The sequence below is a fragment of the Oceaniradius stylonematis genome, from assembly GCF_003149475.2.
Taxonomy (GTDB): Bacteria; Pseudomonadota; Alphaproteobacteria; order Rhizobiales; family Rhizobiaceae; genus Roseitalea; species Roseitalea stylonematis.
Genome location: NZ_QFWV02000004.1, coordinates 945,410 through 960,059, shown reverse-complemented (window position 1 = coordinate 960,059; position 14,650 = coordinate 945,410). Strand labels below are relative to the sequence as shown.

General features: G+C 63.3%; 16 protein-coding genes. 4 read left to right on the top strand and 12 right to left on the bottom strand.

What is annotated here, in order from left to right; all coding sequences use genetic code 11:
* Positions 1 to 52: 52 nt before the first annotated feature.
* The 10 genes from DEM25_RS08265 to DEM25_RS08225 form a co-directional block, all read right to left on the bottom strand.
* Positions 53 to 1,315 carry a TRAP transporter large permease gene (locus DEM25_RS08265; protein WP_245412811.1) on the bottom strand — a complete coding sequence of 421 codons (1,263 nt, stop codon included), beginning with the start codon at positions 1,313 to 1,315 and terminating at the stop codon, positions 53 to 55.
* Between the two features lie 8 nt (positions 1,316 to 1,323).
* Positions 1,324 to 1,833: a TRAP transporter small permease gene (locus tag DEM25_RS08260; protein WP_109765362.1), complete on the bottom strand. Its 510-nt coding sequence runs from the start codon at positions 1,831 to 1,833 to the stop codon at positions 1,324 to 1,326.
* Positions 1,834 to 1,923: 90 nt separating this feature from the next.
* On the bottom strand, positions 1,924 to 2,454 hold the full coding sequence (locus tag DEM25_RS18165) for a 3-hydroxyacyl-CoA dehydrogenase family protein (RefSeq protein ID WP_245412810.1): 531 nt from the start codon (positions 2,452 to 2,454) through the stop codon (positions 1,924 to 1,926).
* Positions 2,369 to 2,731: a 3-hydroxyacyl-CoA dehydrogenase NAD-binding domain-containing protein gene (locus tag DEM25_RS18160; protein ID WP_439650667.1), complete on the bottom strand. Its 363-nt coding sequence runs from the start codon at positions 2,729 to 2,731 to the stop codon at positions 2,369 to 2,371. Before DEM25_RS18160 ends, DEM25_RS18165 begins: the two co-directional genes overlap by 86 nt.
* A gap of 44 nt (positions 2,732 to 2,775) precedes the next feature.
* Entirely contained in the window at positions 2,776 to 4,404 is a 1,629-nt protein-coding gene (locus tag DEM25_RS08250) for a GMC family oxidoreductase (RefSeq protein ID WP_109765764.1), read from the bottom strand.
* A 101-nt stretch (positions 4,405 to 4,505) separates the two neighbouring features.
* Positions 4,506 to 5,228 (bottom strand): class II aldolase/adducin family protein, encoded by a 723-nt coding sequence (locus DEM25_RS08245; RefSeq protein ID WP_109765765.1) that lies wholly within the window; start codon positions 5,226 to 5,228, stop codon positions 4,506 to 4,508.
* A 65-nt stretch (positions 5,229 to 5,293) separates the two neighbouring features.
* Complete coding sequence (locus tag DEM25_RS08240; protein WP_109765366.1) at positions 5,294 to 5,752, bottom strand: YbhB/YbcL family Raf kinase inhibitor-like protein; 459 nt, start codon at positions 5,750 to 5,752, stop codon at positions 5,294 to 5,296.
* A 31-nt stretch (positions 5,753 to 5,783) separates the two neighbouring features.
* The gene (locus DEM25_RS08235; protein WP_109765368.1) at positions 5,784 to 6,374 is read right to left on the bottom strand and encodes an amino acid synthesis family protein; all 591 of its coding nucleotides are present in this window, start codon (positions 6,372 to 6,374) and stop codon (positions 5,784 to 5,786) included.
* 63 nt (positions 6,375 to 6,437) lie between these two features.
* Complete coding sequence (locus tag DEM25_RS08230) at positions 6,438 to 7,577, bottom strand: FAD-dependent oxidoreductase (protein ID WP_109765370.1); 1,140 nt, start codon at positions 7,575 to 7,577, stop codon at positions 6,438 to 6,440.
* A gap of 42 nt (positions 7,578 to 7,619) precedes the next feature.
* A complete protein-coding gene (locus DEM25_RS08225; RefSeq protein WP_109765372.1) occupies positions 7,620 to 8,450 on the bottom strand; it encodes an alpha/beta fold hydrolase in 831 nt (276 codons plus the stop codon).
* 186 nt (positions 8,451 to 8,636) lie between these two features.
* On the opposite strand from DEM25_RS08225, the gene DEM25_RS08220 reads away from it, so the two are divergent.
* The 3 genes from DEM25_RS08220 to DEM25_RS08210 all read left to right on the top strand — a co-directional run bounded on the left by DEM25_RS08220 (position 8,637) and on the right by DEM25_RS08210 (position 11,543).
* A complete protein-coding gene (locus DEM25_RS08220) occupies positions 8,637 to 9,308 on the top strand; it encodes a GntR family transcriptional regulator (RefSeq protein WP_109765373.1) in 672 nt (223 codons plus the stop codon).
* Between the two features lie 164 nt (positions 9,309 to 9,472).
* A complete protein-coding gene (locus DEM25_RS08215) occupies positions 9,473 to 11,155 on the top strand; it encodes a GMC family oxidoreductase (RefSeq protein WP_109765375.1) in 1,683 nt (560 codons plus the stop codon).
* Positions 11,130 to 11,543: a carboxymuconolactone decarboxylase family protein gene (locus tag DEM25_RS08210; protein WP_109765377.1), complete on the top strand. Its 414-nt coding sequence runs from the start codon at positions 11,130 to 11,132 to the stop codon at positions 11,541 to 11,543. Before DEM25_RS08215 ends, DEM25_RS08210 begins: the two co-directional genes overlap by 26 nt.
* A 106-nt stretch (positions 11,544 to 11,649) precedes the next feature.
* Here the strand turns inward: DEM25_RS08210 and DEM25_RS17595 are convergent, their stop codons facing one another.
* A complete protein-coding gene (locus tag DEM25_RS17595; RefSeq protein ID WP_147393290.1) occupies positions 11,650 to 11,970 on the bottom strand; it encodes a hypothetical protein in 321 nt (106 codons plus the stop codon).
* An 87-nt stretch (positions 11,971 to 12,057) separates the two neighbouring features.
* Positions 12,058 to 12,972 carry a LysR family transcriptional regulator gene (locus DEM25_RS08205; protein WP_109765381.1) on the bottom strand — a complete coding sequence of 305 codons (915 nt, stop codon included), beginning with the start codon at positions 12,970 to 12,972 and terminating at the stop codon, positions 12,058 to 12,060.
* A gap of 161 nt (positions 12,973 to 13,133) precedes the next feature.
* Here DEM25_RS08205 and DEM25_RS08200 point away from each other — a divergent pair, with 161 nt between their 5' ends.
* Entirely contained in the window at positions 13,134 to 14,636 is a 1,503-nt protein-coding gene (locus DEM25_RS08200; protein ID WP_109765383.1) for an efflux RND transporter periplasmic adaptor subunit, read from the top strand.
* Positions 14,637 to 14,650 lie beyond the last annotated feature (14 nt).

The window sequence follows — 14,650 nt, the reverse complement described above, 5'->3', positions numbered from 1 at the left end:
CTGTTTCGATCGACTTGGTCATGGTGGGTTGCTTCCAATCGGGTTCACGCGGTCAGGACATGCTGTCGACCAGCCAGAGCGACAGGCCGGGGATGAGGGTGATGAAGGCGAGTGCGCAGATCTGGACCGCGACGAACGGCAAAACGCCGCGATAAATGTCGGCCGTGCGTGCTCCCAGAACGGACTGCGCGACGAAGATGTTCAGCCCGAAGGGCGGCGTGAACATGCCGATGGCCAGGTTGACGGTCATCACCACGCCGAAATGGATGGGATCGATGCCCAGCGAGATGGCGATCGGCACCAGCAGCGGCGACAAGACGAGAATCGCCGAAGTGGGGTCGAGCACGCAGCCGATCGCCAGCAGCAACAGATTGACGATCAGCAGGAAGCCCAACGGCGACAGCCCGGCATCGGCGGTCGCCTGAATGAGCGCCTGCGGTATGCCCTCGACGGTGAGAATCCAGCTGATGACCCCGGCGGCAGCCACCACCATCATGATTCGCGACGTCATCATGGCCGAGCGGACCGCGGCCTCCAGCATCGCTGGGAAGGTGATGGTCCGGTAGACGACAAAGCCCAGGAACAGCGCATAGGCGCAGGCAAAACCACCCGCTTCGGTGGGCGAAAACAGGCCGGCATAGATCCCCACCAGTACGAAGACCGGCATGGTGAGGGCCCAGAAGGCCTGCCGGAAAGCGACGAATGCCGCTTGGGCCTGAAAGCGCGCCTGCCGGGGTATGCGCGCGATCGCGGCGGAGGTTGATATGTAGCCCGCCATCAGCAGCGCGATGACCAGGCCCGGCACGATGCCGGCGATGAAGAGCTTCGGGATCGACTGCTCGGCGGACGCACCGTACAGGATCATGGCGATCGAAGGCGGGATGACGATGTCGATCGCGCCGCTCGAGGTTATGATACCGGCCGCCCGCTGTTTGCCGTAGCCATTGTCGATGAGCTGCGGATGAATGTTGCGCCCCACCGCGGCGACTGCCGCAGCCGACGAGCCGCAGATCGTGCCGATCAGGGTCGAGCCGCCCAGTGCCGCAAGGCCCAGCGATCCGGGAACCCGGCCGAACAAGGCCCGAACCAACCCGATCAACCGATTGGCGATGCCGCTGATCGCCATCAATTCGCCCGCAAAGACGAAGAACGGGACCGACAACAGAGCGTAGGCATCGAGCCCGCCGAAGATCGTCTGGTGCAGCGCAATCAGCGGCGGACCGGGAAACAGCAAAAGCGCCAGCGACGCTCCGGCGAGCAGCGCCACGAAGATCGGCGCGCCAAGCGCGGTCAGGATTGCGATGGCGATGCTCAAAACCCATGTCAATCGGACACCTCTTCGGCGCTGGCAAAGCGAGCAATATCGAGAGCCGTCAACACGGCGGTCACCGCGGCGATGCCGCCGAAACCCACGAGAATGGCCGAGTGCGGAACGACCATCGGGATGCCCAGTCCCATGCTTGCCTGGTTGAGGCTGGCGATGCGTTGGACAAAATCAAAACTCTGCCAGGCCACGAAGGCGCAGACGGCGACGGTCACCAGGCCGATACCGATTTGCAGTGCCGTGGCGGATCGTCCCGACACCGCCGAAGGCAGCAGGTTGATCGACAGGTGGCTGCGATCCCGCGCGGCCAGGATGGCGCCCAGCATGACGATCCAGATCATGCCGTAGACAAGCAGTTCGTCGGCGCCGACCAGCGCGAACAGACCGCTATAGCGTCCCACCGCGTTGGCGACGTTGACCGCGACCATGACGATCATGCCGAGGCCGAGCAGCATCCCGATGAGCCGGACGGCCAGGGCTTCAAGCCGAAAGATGCCGTTTGCGCTCATGTGCCGTTCTCCCGGACATGACACCGGACCAATCCGCTCGCGCAGGCGGCCATTACGGTTCGGCACTGTGTCGGATGAGCGGCCATGACCTTAGCCGTCCTCCTCGATGATGCGGCGGATCGCGACCAGCTTGCGTGCACGCTCACGTTGAAGTTCGGCAATGCGTTCGGGAGTGTAGGCGTAAATCCCCTCGCCCGACTTGATGCCAAGCTTGCCGTCGGCGATCTGCCTTGCAACGAGCGGCGCCACGTCCTTGCGGTCGGCGAGGTCTTCGTTGAGAAAGGAAGAGACCGAGTGATAGATGTCCATGCCGGCCATATCGAGCAACGCCATCGGCCCGATCACCGCCAGCTTGTAGCCGATGCCCCACGACACGCAGGTGTCGATATCCTCGGGCTCGATCACGCCGCGTTCGACAAGGTCCACGACCTCGCGCAGCAGCGCATACAGAACCCGGTTTTCGACAAAGCCGGGTACGTCCTTTTTGACCAGAACCGGCAGCAGTCCCAGCGACCGGATGAAGTCCCTGATGGTCTTAACGGTTTCCGGCGCCGTCTGTTCGCCGCCGANTATGCGCCTGTAGCTTGGTGATGGGAATGCCCGACGTGTCCGAGGCGACAATCGTGTCCTGCCCGATCAGGCCGTCGATCGTGCGATAGACGTCTGCCTTGACGGCGGTGCTTTCCGGCACATTCTCGATGACCAGATCGGCATCCGCCACGGCACTCTCTATCGTTTCGACAAAGCGGACCGTGGCGCTCCCATCCGTCGACGGCATGCCCAGCGCGTCCAGAACGGTCTCTGCGGCTTTCAGCATCACGCCCGCGCGCTCGATCGCCTCGGGTGCAATGTCGTGAGCCGTCACCGCGATGCCGCCCCTTGCGAGACGCGCGGCCATGCCGGGCCCCATGGTTCCAAGACCGATGATCGCTACATGCTTGATCATGCCGCTATCCTGTTTGTCTGTTCCGTCGAGATGAGGTCGGCGGCCTTCTCGGCGATCATGATGACCGCGGCATTGATGTTTCCGCAGACCAGATCGGGCATCACGGACGCATCGACGACCCGCAATCCATCGACGCCGCGGACGCGCAGGGCCGGATCGACAACCGAGGCCGGATCGCTGCCCATCCGGCAGGTGCCGGCCGGGTGATGCACGGTGATGCAGGTCTGGCGAATGTGCTCGTCGATCTTGTCATCGCTCTGGCAATCGGGTCCGGGAAAGAATTCCGCCTCGATGAAGGGCTCCATGGCGGGCTGTGCCGCGAGGTTCCTTGCCACGCGAAAACCCGCGCGAAGCGATTGCCAGTCGTCGGGATGGGCCAGAAAGTTCTGGTGGATCAGGGGCGCGGCAAGCGGATCGGACGAGGCGAGCCTGACCGAGCCCCGGCTCTTGGGCTGCGTTGCCACGATGCGCGTCGCGAACCCGTCCTGGAACGGCTGCTTGAACGGCTTGAGATAAGGCCATGCGGCAAGCGGCGCTGCCGTGAAAAGCAGTTGCACGTCCGGCAGTGGCCGATCCGGACCGCTCCTGAGGAATGCGGCCACACCGCCTGGGACGTCCGAGGAGAAACCGCGACCGGTGAGGTAGGTCTTGACGAAATCCAGTGCGATCCGGTCCGCCCGCATGTTTCGGAGGAATGGGCCGGGGGTCCGGCGCCTGTACATGACAATGACCGACACATGGTCCTGCAGGTTCTTGCCCACCGCCGGCAGATCGACCTGCGTCGCAATCCCCTGCGCCGACAATTCATCCGGGGCGCCGACACCCGACAGCATGAGCAATTGTGGCGTGTTGATCACGCCGCCCGCCAGCAACACTTCCTTGCGGGCCACGGCGGTTCTTTGCGTCCCGCGATGGAGCATCTGCACGCCGGTGGCCTGCCCGTCCTTCAAAAGGATTTTCGTGGCCGTCGCTTCGGTCAGCACGGTCAGGTTGGAACGTTTCAGGACAGGGCGAAGATAGGCCGAGGCTGTGGAAGAGCGCCGACCCTTCGAGATGGTCATCTGAAGGCGGCCAAAACCCTCCTGGGTCTCGCCATTATAGTCGTCTGTCTGCGGATAGCCCGCCTGTCGACTGGCCTGCGCAAACGCCTCCACGAGCGGGTCCCGATAGCGGCAGAACTGGGTGCTGACGGGCCCGGCGCCGCCGCGGTACCGGCTCTCGCCGCCTTCCCAGCGTTCCTGCTTCCGGAAATAGGGAAGCACCCGGTCGTATGACCAATCCTCAAGCCCGTTGGCGGCCCAGCGGTCATAGTCTCCGCGATTGCCCCGAACATAGGCCATCGCATTGGTCGACGACGAGCCGCCGATCACCTTTCCGCGCGCGCACTCGACGCTGCGTCCGCCCACATTCTGCTCGGGTTCGCAAAAATACATCCAGTCGTGGCGGCGCTCCGTCAGGATCTTTCCCCATCCGAGCGGGATGTGGATCATGGGATCGCGATCCCAGCCGCCTGCCTCGAGCAGCAGCACCGAAAGGTTCGGGTCGGCACTCAGCCGGTTCGCGAGCACGCAACCCGCCGACCCGGCGCCAACAATGATGTAGTCGTAGTTTCCTGCATTCGGCATGTTTTCGCTGCCTTCATCTGGCGCCACTGCGCCAGGAAACTATTGCGTGTGACGCCAGCCCTTTTCGGCGGGCGGCGGGTTTTCCTGCCAAGCCGCAGGCATTAGATCAGCCCCGCCTGCGCGAGGCGCTTGGACCAGTGGTCCCATCCGCGATCGATCTGGGCACCGACGAGTTTCCCCGCCGTCCTGACCTCTCCCGGTGAGAGATATTTGATTGTTCCGATCTGCAGTCCTGCCGTCTGCGCTGCGGCATTCTGTTCGGTGTAGAAGGCCCGAAACACAACTTCCCTGACCGAGCTGCCGACATTGACGACACCATGGCGCGCCATCAGGACCACCGCCTGGTCACCCAGGCTCTCGGCAATATCACGACAAACATCGGGACTGCCGCCGAACAGGTCCGTATCGTCGCCCTGCTTGTCGCGTATCTCGTAAACGGGAACCGTTTCGCCCAGAAACGCCCCCATATGGGTCACCGGCCGCAAGGGTTGATCGACGAAGCAATAGGGCAGCACGGCGGGCGAGTGGCTGTGCAGCACGCACTGAACATCCGGCCGCGCCTTGTAGATCTCGCTGTGAATGTAGCGCTCCAGATAAGATGGCCGGTTGTCCGACGTTTCACCGTCCAGATTGAAGCGCTGAATGTCGTCCACCGTGATGAGGCTCGGAGCCAGCTTTTGCGCCAGGAAAAAGGCGTCGGGGTCTTCGGGATCACGCGCGCTGATGTGGCCGAACGTGTCGAGAATGCCCTCGTTCAGCAGGATCTTCGTCGCGGTGACCAGTTCCTCGAAAACTGTCTGGCGCGTCTCGCTGCCGTTTGCCATTTTCGAACCCTCCCATGACATGAGCCCCGACGAGCGCTCCGTGCCGCTCGCCGGGACCTTGACGTTCACTTGTTCTCGTAAAGGCCGACGATGCGGTTCTGCTCGATGATGTTGTCGGCGTAGGTGTCGAGGAACGCTTCGCGGGTCGGCGTTCCCTCTACATTTGTGTCCAGGGCGTAGACCCAGAAGTAGTAATGGTGCTCGCCATGGCCGGCGGGCGGCTGGGGTCCGTAATACTGGTGGTCGCCGGCACCGTTGGGGCCGACCCGAAATCTCTCCTGGGCGTCGGATAGGTCGGTGGTCGACGGATCGATGCCGAAAACGACCCAGTGCGTGAAGCCGTGCGGAAGGGGCGCATCGGGATCATGGCAGATGACCGCCAGTTCCCTGGTGCCCTCCGGAACGCCGCTCACCGTCAGTTTCGGCAAGACGTTGCCCTTGTCGCCGGCATGCTCGTCGCGCAGCTTTCCAAGCGGCTGGAAATCGGTCGAGGTGATTTTCAGGTCTTTGATGTTGAGAGGCATTGGATGCGTCCTTTGATCGGTCGAATTCGGGCTAAACGGCTGCTTTGAGTTCGGCGACGGACTTGCCGCCGACGCGCTGGTGCACGCGCGGTCCGGTGGCCGCGGCAATGCAGACAAGGATCTCATCGGGGCGCGGACCGTCCGGCACACAGAAGGTGATCGCGTCGTAGTGGGACCGGATGTAGAGTTCGTCCTTGTGGGCGAGCGGAATGTCGATGGACGTGCCCGCGCTGCCGACCTTGCTGGCCGAGGATATCCAGGCATCGCCGCCACCGACCTGCTGGCGTAACGGATCGCCGAACACCGTGGTGACGCAGGCCACCACATGCTCCTGCTCGCCGGCGACGCCGGCGATACCGCCCTTGCCATAGCTTTCGACCGGCCTGCCGCCCAGCAGCGCAACCGCCCGCTCGCCAAGCGCATGGCCTATGGCCGCGCTCGGCCCGGTCAATCGCGACAGATCGGACACGAACTTGCCGGCATAGGGGTTCTTGATGATCACGCCCACCGCCGCTTTGACGAGCGCATCGCCGGGCTGCCCGCCATCATGGCGAATCTCGTGGACGGTCGAGTACCAGCCACGCACCTCATAGTGCTTTTCGACTGCGGCCGAATTATCCATTCTTGTCTCCCGAAAAGCGCGCAACGGATGCGCCGGCTGTCAAGTTTGCGGCAGGCAGTGCCTTCACTGCGGCCATGAAAAAACGCCTCGCAGCGGATCGTAGCTGGCGGATTCAAGGGCCGCCGGGGTGAACATGTTCCCCTTGGAGAGCGAGCGATTGGCCGCATATTCGCCCGACAGGGCCTGGCAGCGGTCCGTGATCGGGCGGACGCGCTTTTCCCATGCGGCAAGCGAAGCCTCGACCGACGATCCCCGTTCCAGGTCTTGAGACAGGCTGAGGGCGTTCACCATCGCGCACCCCGCACCTTGCGCCAGAGCCGGGCACATAGCGTTTGCGGCATCGCCCACGAGGGCCACCTTGCCTTTCGACCACGCATCAAGCTTGGTCGTTGCATATTTGTCGTAGCGGGCGGTCTCCAGCTTGGCTGCCTCGATCAGGCACGGCTCCAAGAAGGGGAACATTTCGACCCAGACTTCGAGATCGAGCGGAACACGCGATCCGCGAGGATCGGCCGCCGGCGCCATCAGGCCCAGATAGAGTTCGTTCTCGTTGCACGGCGAATAGAGAATGCGCTGTACGCGCGGCCAGAAGTTCCACATGTCGATGGTGTTGTCCCACTCGCCATGGCCGAGCTCTTTTTTCATCCGGGGCACGATCAGCCTGATGATCCCGTCGGTGGAAACCCAGCGGTCCTGCTCGAAGCCCACCGAGTCCCTGACCTTCGAGCCGACACCGTCCGCTCCGACGATCAGGTCGGCTTCGAGCACCTCTCCGGACTGGAGGGTCAGACGACCGTCAGGATCGGCGGCTACGGCTTCCGAGCCGGTGCGGATTTCGACCCCGACCTCCTTGGCGCGCTTGACCAGCGCATCATGCAGATGCGCGCGGGTCATGATGCGCCAAGGCAATCCGTTGAAGGTCTCCCGGGAAACGGACTTGTTGTGCAGCCAGGTCTCGTAGACCGGAGGCGTATGCGAGCCCGCCAGAACGTCCTCCAGCGCGCCCACGCCTTCGAGGACACGCAAACCATTGTACCAAAGGTAGATGCCCGCGCCGAACGCCCGCAGTTCGGATCCCTTTTCGTGCAGTTGGACATCCCATCCGCACTGCCTGAGCGCGATGGCGGCCGTCAGCCCGGCAAAGCCGCCGCCAGCAACCTCGGCGCGACGCGTTTTTCCGGTTGAGTTGTTGATATTGGCCATGCTTTGGGTCCTCTTGCGCACTCGTTGGCAGCGTTTGCACTGTCAGGCATCGATGAAATTTGTGATGGCTTTCAACGTGATGTCGGGAGACACCTCGTTGACGTAATGATCGGCGTCGGGAACGACGACCACGGGAAGGTCCGGGCGCAGCTGGCTTGTCTTGGCCAGCGCAGCAGCCGAAACCAGCTTGCTGCGCCCGCCGCGAACGATCAGAACCGGACGGTTCACGTCGCGATAGGCCTGGGTCAGGTCCGAGCGAAGTCCCGTGACGGTCTGAGCCATGGCGACGGGCGATGCCAGCGGCACCAGACCCGCGTCGACCGGGTGAAATCCGCTTTCGGCCCTGATCTTCACGGCGGCCGCGGGCAGGTTCGGATAGCGGGCCTGCAAATAGGCCTCCACGGCGTCCAGATTCTCGAAGACCCGGCTCCCGGCATTCACACGCGCCTCCAGCGCATCGAGCGCTTCAGCCTCGATGTATGGCGTGAAGTCGATCGCCACGACCGAGCGCACCAGGTCCGGATATCGTGCCGCGGCGGTCACCGCATTGCGCGATCCGAGGGAATGCCCCACCAGAATTGCCGGCCCCCGATCGAAAGCGCGGATCAAGCCGGCGATGTCCCGGGAATAGGAATCGGCGTCGTAACCGCTATCCGGCTTGTCACTGCGGCCGTGCCCTCTCTGGTCGACGGCGATGGTCGTGAATCGATTGGAAAGCCGGGCCATCAGCGGCGCGAAGACGGCCGAATTGGCCGTGATGCCGTGGAAGAAGAGCATCAGCGGCCCGCTCCCGGCTTCACGGACATTCAATGCAATGCCGCCTGCCTCGATGCGTCGCGAGTGCATGCCATCCAAGTGCGTGTCCGCCACCATGTACCAGTTCTCATCACCGCTGCCTGTCACACGAAAGGGAACACAAAACCCGATGAGGCGTCAACCCAATTGTCTGACATTCTTTCAATCTTGCAAATTGACGGTCTGGCCATTTATGGTGTCATCGTCTATGCAGTGCCATCTGCTATTCGTCGGATCGCTTCCGCTGTTGATGAGACCTAAACAATGCCACCAGAAATAAATCTTCGGATTTTACCGCGAACGGTGCAGCAGGAGACAGTCGACAAACTGCGACTGGCCATCTTCTCGGGCATGTTTGAGCCCGGGAGCCGCCTGGTCGAAAGTCATCTTTGCGCAGAACTCGGTATCAGCCGTCCTTCACTGCGAGAGGCGCTGCGAAGTCTGCAGGCCGAACGGCTTATCGACATCGTGCCCAACCGCGGACCGTCGATCCCCGCGCTCACCCTGGAGGAGATGACGGCGATCTATGAAGTGCGCGAATTGTTGGAACTGGAAGCGGTGGGGCGGTGCTCCCAGCGGATATCGAAAGACCAGTTGCATGAACTCGAAAAGTCGCTCTCGGCCTTCGAGGAAGCGGCTTCGAGCAACGACAGTCTGGCGCGCGTCAAGACGGCCGCTGACTTCTATTCGATCATACTCGCCAATTGCGGGAATCCGATTTTGGAGGAGGTGCACCGCGGTCTGGTCGCGAGGATCAGCTTCTTTCGCGCGCGATCGATGTCGCTGAAAGGGCGCGCGCAGAGCAGTTTGGCGGAGATGCGGGAAATATTCGAAGCCATCGCCGCCGGCGATGAAAAGGCCGCCCGCAAGGCCTCCAAGAAACACATCGCGAAGGCAAAGGCGGCGGCGAAGCTCTCCATGGAAACCGGAACCTAGGGTCCTGAACCTGGTCTTTGGCGTTTGCTCAGACGTGCAGCCGGCAGTCATGCACCATCCGCCGACACGCAGAATGCCCGGCGGCTCGCCGCGGTGTCGGGGGTTGAATCGATCGACCCTGAAAAGCCCGGACGCAGGCGACGTGCGCACCAAACGGAGTGGCTATGGACAACGCGTTTGACGGCGTGAGGCCTGCCGCCGATGTCGCGATCATAGGTGGCGGCTCGGCTGGCACGCTTCTGGCAGCGCGGTTGAGCGAAGAGCCGGACCGCAATGTCCTTCTGGTCGAAGCCGGCGAAGAAGCAACGGACCCGGACATCCGGCATCCCGCTGCGTGGCCGGCGCTCCAGGGCCGCAGCTATGATTGGGACTATCGAACCGAACCGCAAACGAGAACGGCCGGCCGGGTCCATCACTGGGCACGGGGCCGGGCGATCGGCGGTTCAAGCTGCCTGCACGCCATGGGTTACATGCGCGGTCATCCCCAGGACTACCAGGCCTGGGTCGATGCAACCGGCGATACCCGATGGGGTTGGGATGAGTTGCAGCCAGCCTTCCGGGCCATTGAAAACCGCCTGCCGGATGGCGATGGCGCACCTCGGCAAACCGGTCCAATGCCTGTCTACGTGCCCGGCGAGGAGCTCAGCGCCCTCACCCGCGCCTTTATCGAAGCGGGCGCATCGCTTGGCCTGCCCCGCCTGAAGAGCCACAATGACGGAGAGATGGTTGGCGTTACGCCGAATGCCCTGAACATACGCGACGGGCGCCGTGTGACCACCGCCGATGCCTGGCTGACGCCAGCCGTTCGCAGCCGCAACAACCTGACCATTGTAACGGGTTCACTGGTGCGACGGCTCATCGTCGATGGCACCCGGGTCCGCGGTTTCGAGCTTGTCGGACCCGACGGTGCGATCGACGTCCGTGCCGGGCAGGTCGTGCTGAGTGCAGGCGCGCTGGAAAGCCCGGCACTGCTGATGCGCTCTGGCATCGGGCCGCAGGAATGGCTCGCCGCCGCCGGCGTTCGATGCCTTTTCGACATGCCCGATATCGGCCGCAACCTTCAGGACCATCTGCTGGGCGCCGGCAACATGTACGCAACACGAAAGCCCCTCCCCCCGTCGCGCCTCCAGCACTCCGAGTCGATGGCCTACATGCGGTCGGACGCCTTCACGGCCACCGGACGGCCCGACATCGTCGTCGGTTGCGGCGTGGCGCCGATCGTGTCGGAACGTTTTGTGGCGCCCGAACCCGGCAGCGCCTATTCACTGCTCTTTGGCGTCACCCATCCCACGAGCCGCGGAAGCCTCCGCATCAGCGGATCGGAGCCGGGCAACCCCCTGATCATCGATCCGGCCTATCTGCAGACCGGCCGCGACCGGGTCCTGTTTCGACAGGCGCTTGAAGCCGCGCGAACGATCGGACATCGGAACGAGCTATCGGAGTGGCGGGAGCGCGAACTGCTTCCCGGCGCCCTGAACAGCGTGTCCGAAATCGACGAGTTCATCGAGAACGCGGTCATCACCCATCATCATCCATGCGGCACCTGCAGGATGGGCAAGGACGCCAAGGCCGTCGTCGATGCCGATCTCAGGCTGAAATCGCTCGACAATCTCTTCGTGGTGGATGCTTCGGTTGTTCCAAGCCTCACCGCGGGACCGATTCACGCTGCCGTTCTGGCAATCGCCGAGACATTCGCCCGGTCGATGAGCACAAGGGAACGACCAGCGGGCAGGCACAACAATCGGAGCGGAGATGGGCCCGCAAGACCGGTCAGACACGGACCCGCGTCAAGGCCACAGACCACGAGAAAGGAGTTGCGACATGACCAACAAACGCCCCGAGTTTGAGGGGGAGCGGTTCGAGAAAGGCTTGCGGATTCGCCGCCAGGTTCTGGGCGATGCATATGTCGACCGGTCGATCGCCGCAGCGGACGATGTCTCGGCTCCGCTGCAGAAGCTGATCACCGAATGGTGCTGGGGCGAGATCTGGAGCCGGCCGGGCCTGGAGCGTCGGATGCGAAGCGTTCTGAACCTGGGTATGACCATGGCCCTCAACCGATCGGCCGAATTCAGGCTCCATGTACGCGGCGCCCTCAACAACGGCCTGACGAGAGAGGAAATCGTCGAAATCATTCTCCAGGGCGCGATCTATTGCGGCGTCCCCGCCTCTCTCGACGCCATGCGGTCGGCCCGGGCGGTTTTCGCCGAACTCGACGAGGAAGCGGACGCCGGCTGAACCGGCCCGTCTTGCGGGTTGGATGCCGTTGCCGGTCCGCCAGCCGGTCCATGTGCGACCCGGCATGTTCCCGGCCGCTCTCGGAAAGCCGCCCCACAATACGAAGTCAGCGAGGTGAAGCTCGTTTCACCGAAACGACATGGCGCCAAAACGCATAAAGCCCGCAAAAAGGGCAGGCCAGAACATTGTTCTGCATCAATGGCTTGAGTGGCTGCCGAGACTCCCGGCCAACGAATTCCACATTCACCGGCGGCAAACGTGTGGATTTCAGGAGCAGTCCAGCGACATCGAGCGCAAGCGGTGCGATTGATGTCGACAGGCCGCCGTGTGGCGCCGCCTTGGCCATTTGATCGCGCGATGCGGCTGCATTGAAATTCACCCGCACCCCGGCGCTTTCTCGTCTTTGAAACTTCTCAGATTCTGACACCCAGCATTTCAGGCTCTGGCGCTGCTGGAGCCATCGGGGCACCGTCAAAAAGAGCCGAGCCCACCGAAACCGGCAAGACTGCCGGGATCACGTTCTGTGAACCAGCGCGTTCGCATACTCGATGAGATAGTCGATGAAGATGCGCACGGCCGGGACGCTCGACCGGCGCGGTGGAAAGACAGCAAAAATCTCCACCGCTGGGGCTTCATGGCCGGGCAGGACAGGCACGACATCACCGCGCCGCACCTGCATATCGCCATAAAGCGCCGGCAGCAAAGTGACGCCCGCACCCGATCGCACCAGACCCAGTGCAACGGAGGGATCCCCGGCAAAGACGGATGGCGTTTTATCAAATCTCACCGGGACGCCGTCTTGGTCGGTCAGGGTCCACTCGTGAGATGTCCCTGGAACGTCGACGCAAACACGGATCAGTTCGGTAACCGCTTGAGGATCATCGACGGGATGAGATGCGGCGAAGTCCGGACCGCAATAGAGCTTCATCGGTGTGCCGATGATCCGGCGCGCGATAAGGTAGGGCTCCTGCGGCCGCCCCAGTTGCAGGACCAGGTCAAGATCCTCGGCAAGCGGATCTGGGCCATCGGCGGTCACCTTGATGTGCGCGGTGACCAACGGATAATCTGCGGTCAACCGCGCCAGCACCGGGCTGACAAGATATTGTGCGCTCAGGGCACTTGCAGCCACACGCAGGGCGCCCTGCGGTTCCTCGATGACCGTCCGCAGAACGTTTTCGGCCGAACTTCCCGCCTCGGTGGCCTGGCGCGCTGCGTCCATAAGCGCCTCGCCAGCCTGGGTGAGTTGAAGGCCAGTGCTCAGACGGTCGAAAAGCGGCCCCTTGGCCTGATCTTCGAGCCTGGCAATAGCCCGCGAGAGCGTTGCCTTGGATATGTCGAAGCGCCGTGCGGCGGCACTGACGCCGCCTGCTTCGGCAATGAGAAAGAAATGCCGCAGATCATCAAGGCCTATGGGTGATTGCATCGGCATGGCGGTCCTTTCACGAGCGTGTGCAGGCCATTATTGCCCGCGATCTCTGCGATAACATCGAAAAACGGCATTGGGCGTTTCGATTCTGAAACACGTCGTTTTAGTTCGTTCGGTTCTCCCGCCCCACCCCTTGGCTCATTGTGGTGTGGAAAGGAGAGACCATGTTCGGACCGTTCGACATTGCACTGATTGCCGGCCTCGTCCTCATGGCGGGCTTTGGCTGGAGCCTGGGCGCAATCCATGCCCTCGGCTCCGCGTTGGCCTTGGTTGCTGCCGTCGCTGCTGCGGCGGCAACGCCGCTTCCTGTGCTGGCCGCCTTTGCAGCCTTTGCGGTCGTCATTTTGGCCGGCGCGCTCGCGGCGCGGCGCGCTCGCACAAGGAAGCCGAGTTCGTCGTCGCGCCTTGTCGGCGCGGCCGTGGCCATTGTTCCAGCCGCTGCGATTGCGGTCGCCCTTGCCGGCGCGCTCAATGTCCGCCTCGATGACAACAGTGTGGTCCGCACCGCATGGAGCTATCCGGGCATTCAACTGATCGGCGAGCGGATGATGGCACGAGGCGACCTTGCCCTCGCCATTGCCTTTCCCGAACCGATTGCGGACGAACCCGAAGACGAGGCAGGCGACCAAACGGCACCGGCCCGCCCGGTCGACTGGGCGCGCGTTGCACCGTTTGACAGAGGCATTTCCCGCATCCTGACCGGCAGTGTTGTCGCCGCGGACCGCGCACCCCTATCGTTCGAGGTGACCGGCACCCTTTCATCCGTCAACGTCGAGATCGGCGACCGCTTTTCAACGGACGACGTTCTGGCGGAGCTCGAACCGACGGCATTGCGGATCGCGCTGGATGAACGCCGCGCGGCACTGATCGAAGCCGAAGCGCGCGCGACCGAAGCCCGGCTGATGCTGGAACGACAGCAAGAGCTGTCCGCCAGCCGGGTTATCAGTGAAGCAGCACTCGAGTCGGCTGTGGCGGTCTCCGAGAGCGCGCAAAGCCGCCTGGCCATGGCCGAGGCGGGCGTGCGCCAAGCGGAAGACCGTCTGGATGACGCGGTGCTGCGTGCGCCTTACGAGGGGATCGTTGCCGCGCGCCTGGTCGAGCCGGCGCAAACGTTGCAGGCAGGCGCGCCGGCCTTCGAAATCCAGAACGCGAACGCAGGCTTTCAGATCGAGATCACGGTGCCGGACGCGCTGATCGCGCAAATCGTCCCAGGTTCCGATCACGGGGCTGTCATACTCGATGGCACCGCGACCGCCGTTACGGCGCGCGTTCATGAGATCGGCAGCCGCGCCAACGCGACGACCGGCTTTCCCGTCACGCTCGATATTCTCAATGCCGATCACGGCGTTCGCGCCGGCATGACGGCCGAGGTCCATCTGGACTTGAGGTCGGACCCGCGCACCGCTGGCGCAAGCGACGTTCTCGGCATCCCCTACACGGCGATCCTGCCGGGTGACGGTGACCGCCATGTCGCCTTCGTCTTTCAGTCGGACACGCAGACGCTTGAAAAGCGCCGTGTAACCGTCGCTGGGCGCGAAGGCACGACGGCGCTCATCTCCGAAGGACTGGAGGACGGAGACATCGTCGCAACACGAGGCCTGCCCTTCCTCCATGACGGCCAGCGCGTCGCCCTGCGGGGCGTCGGAATCGTACGGTACGACGACTGAGGAAAGCAGCAATG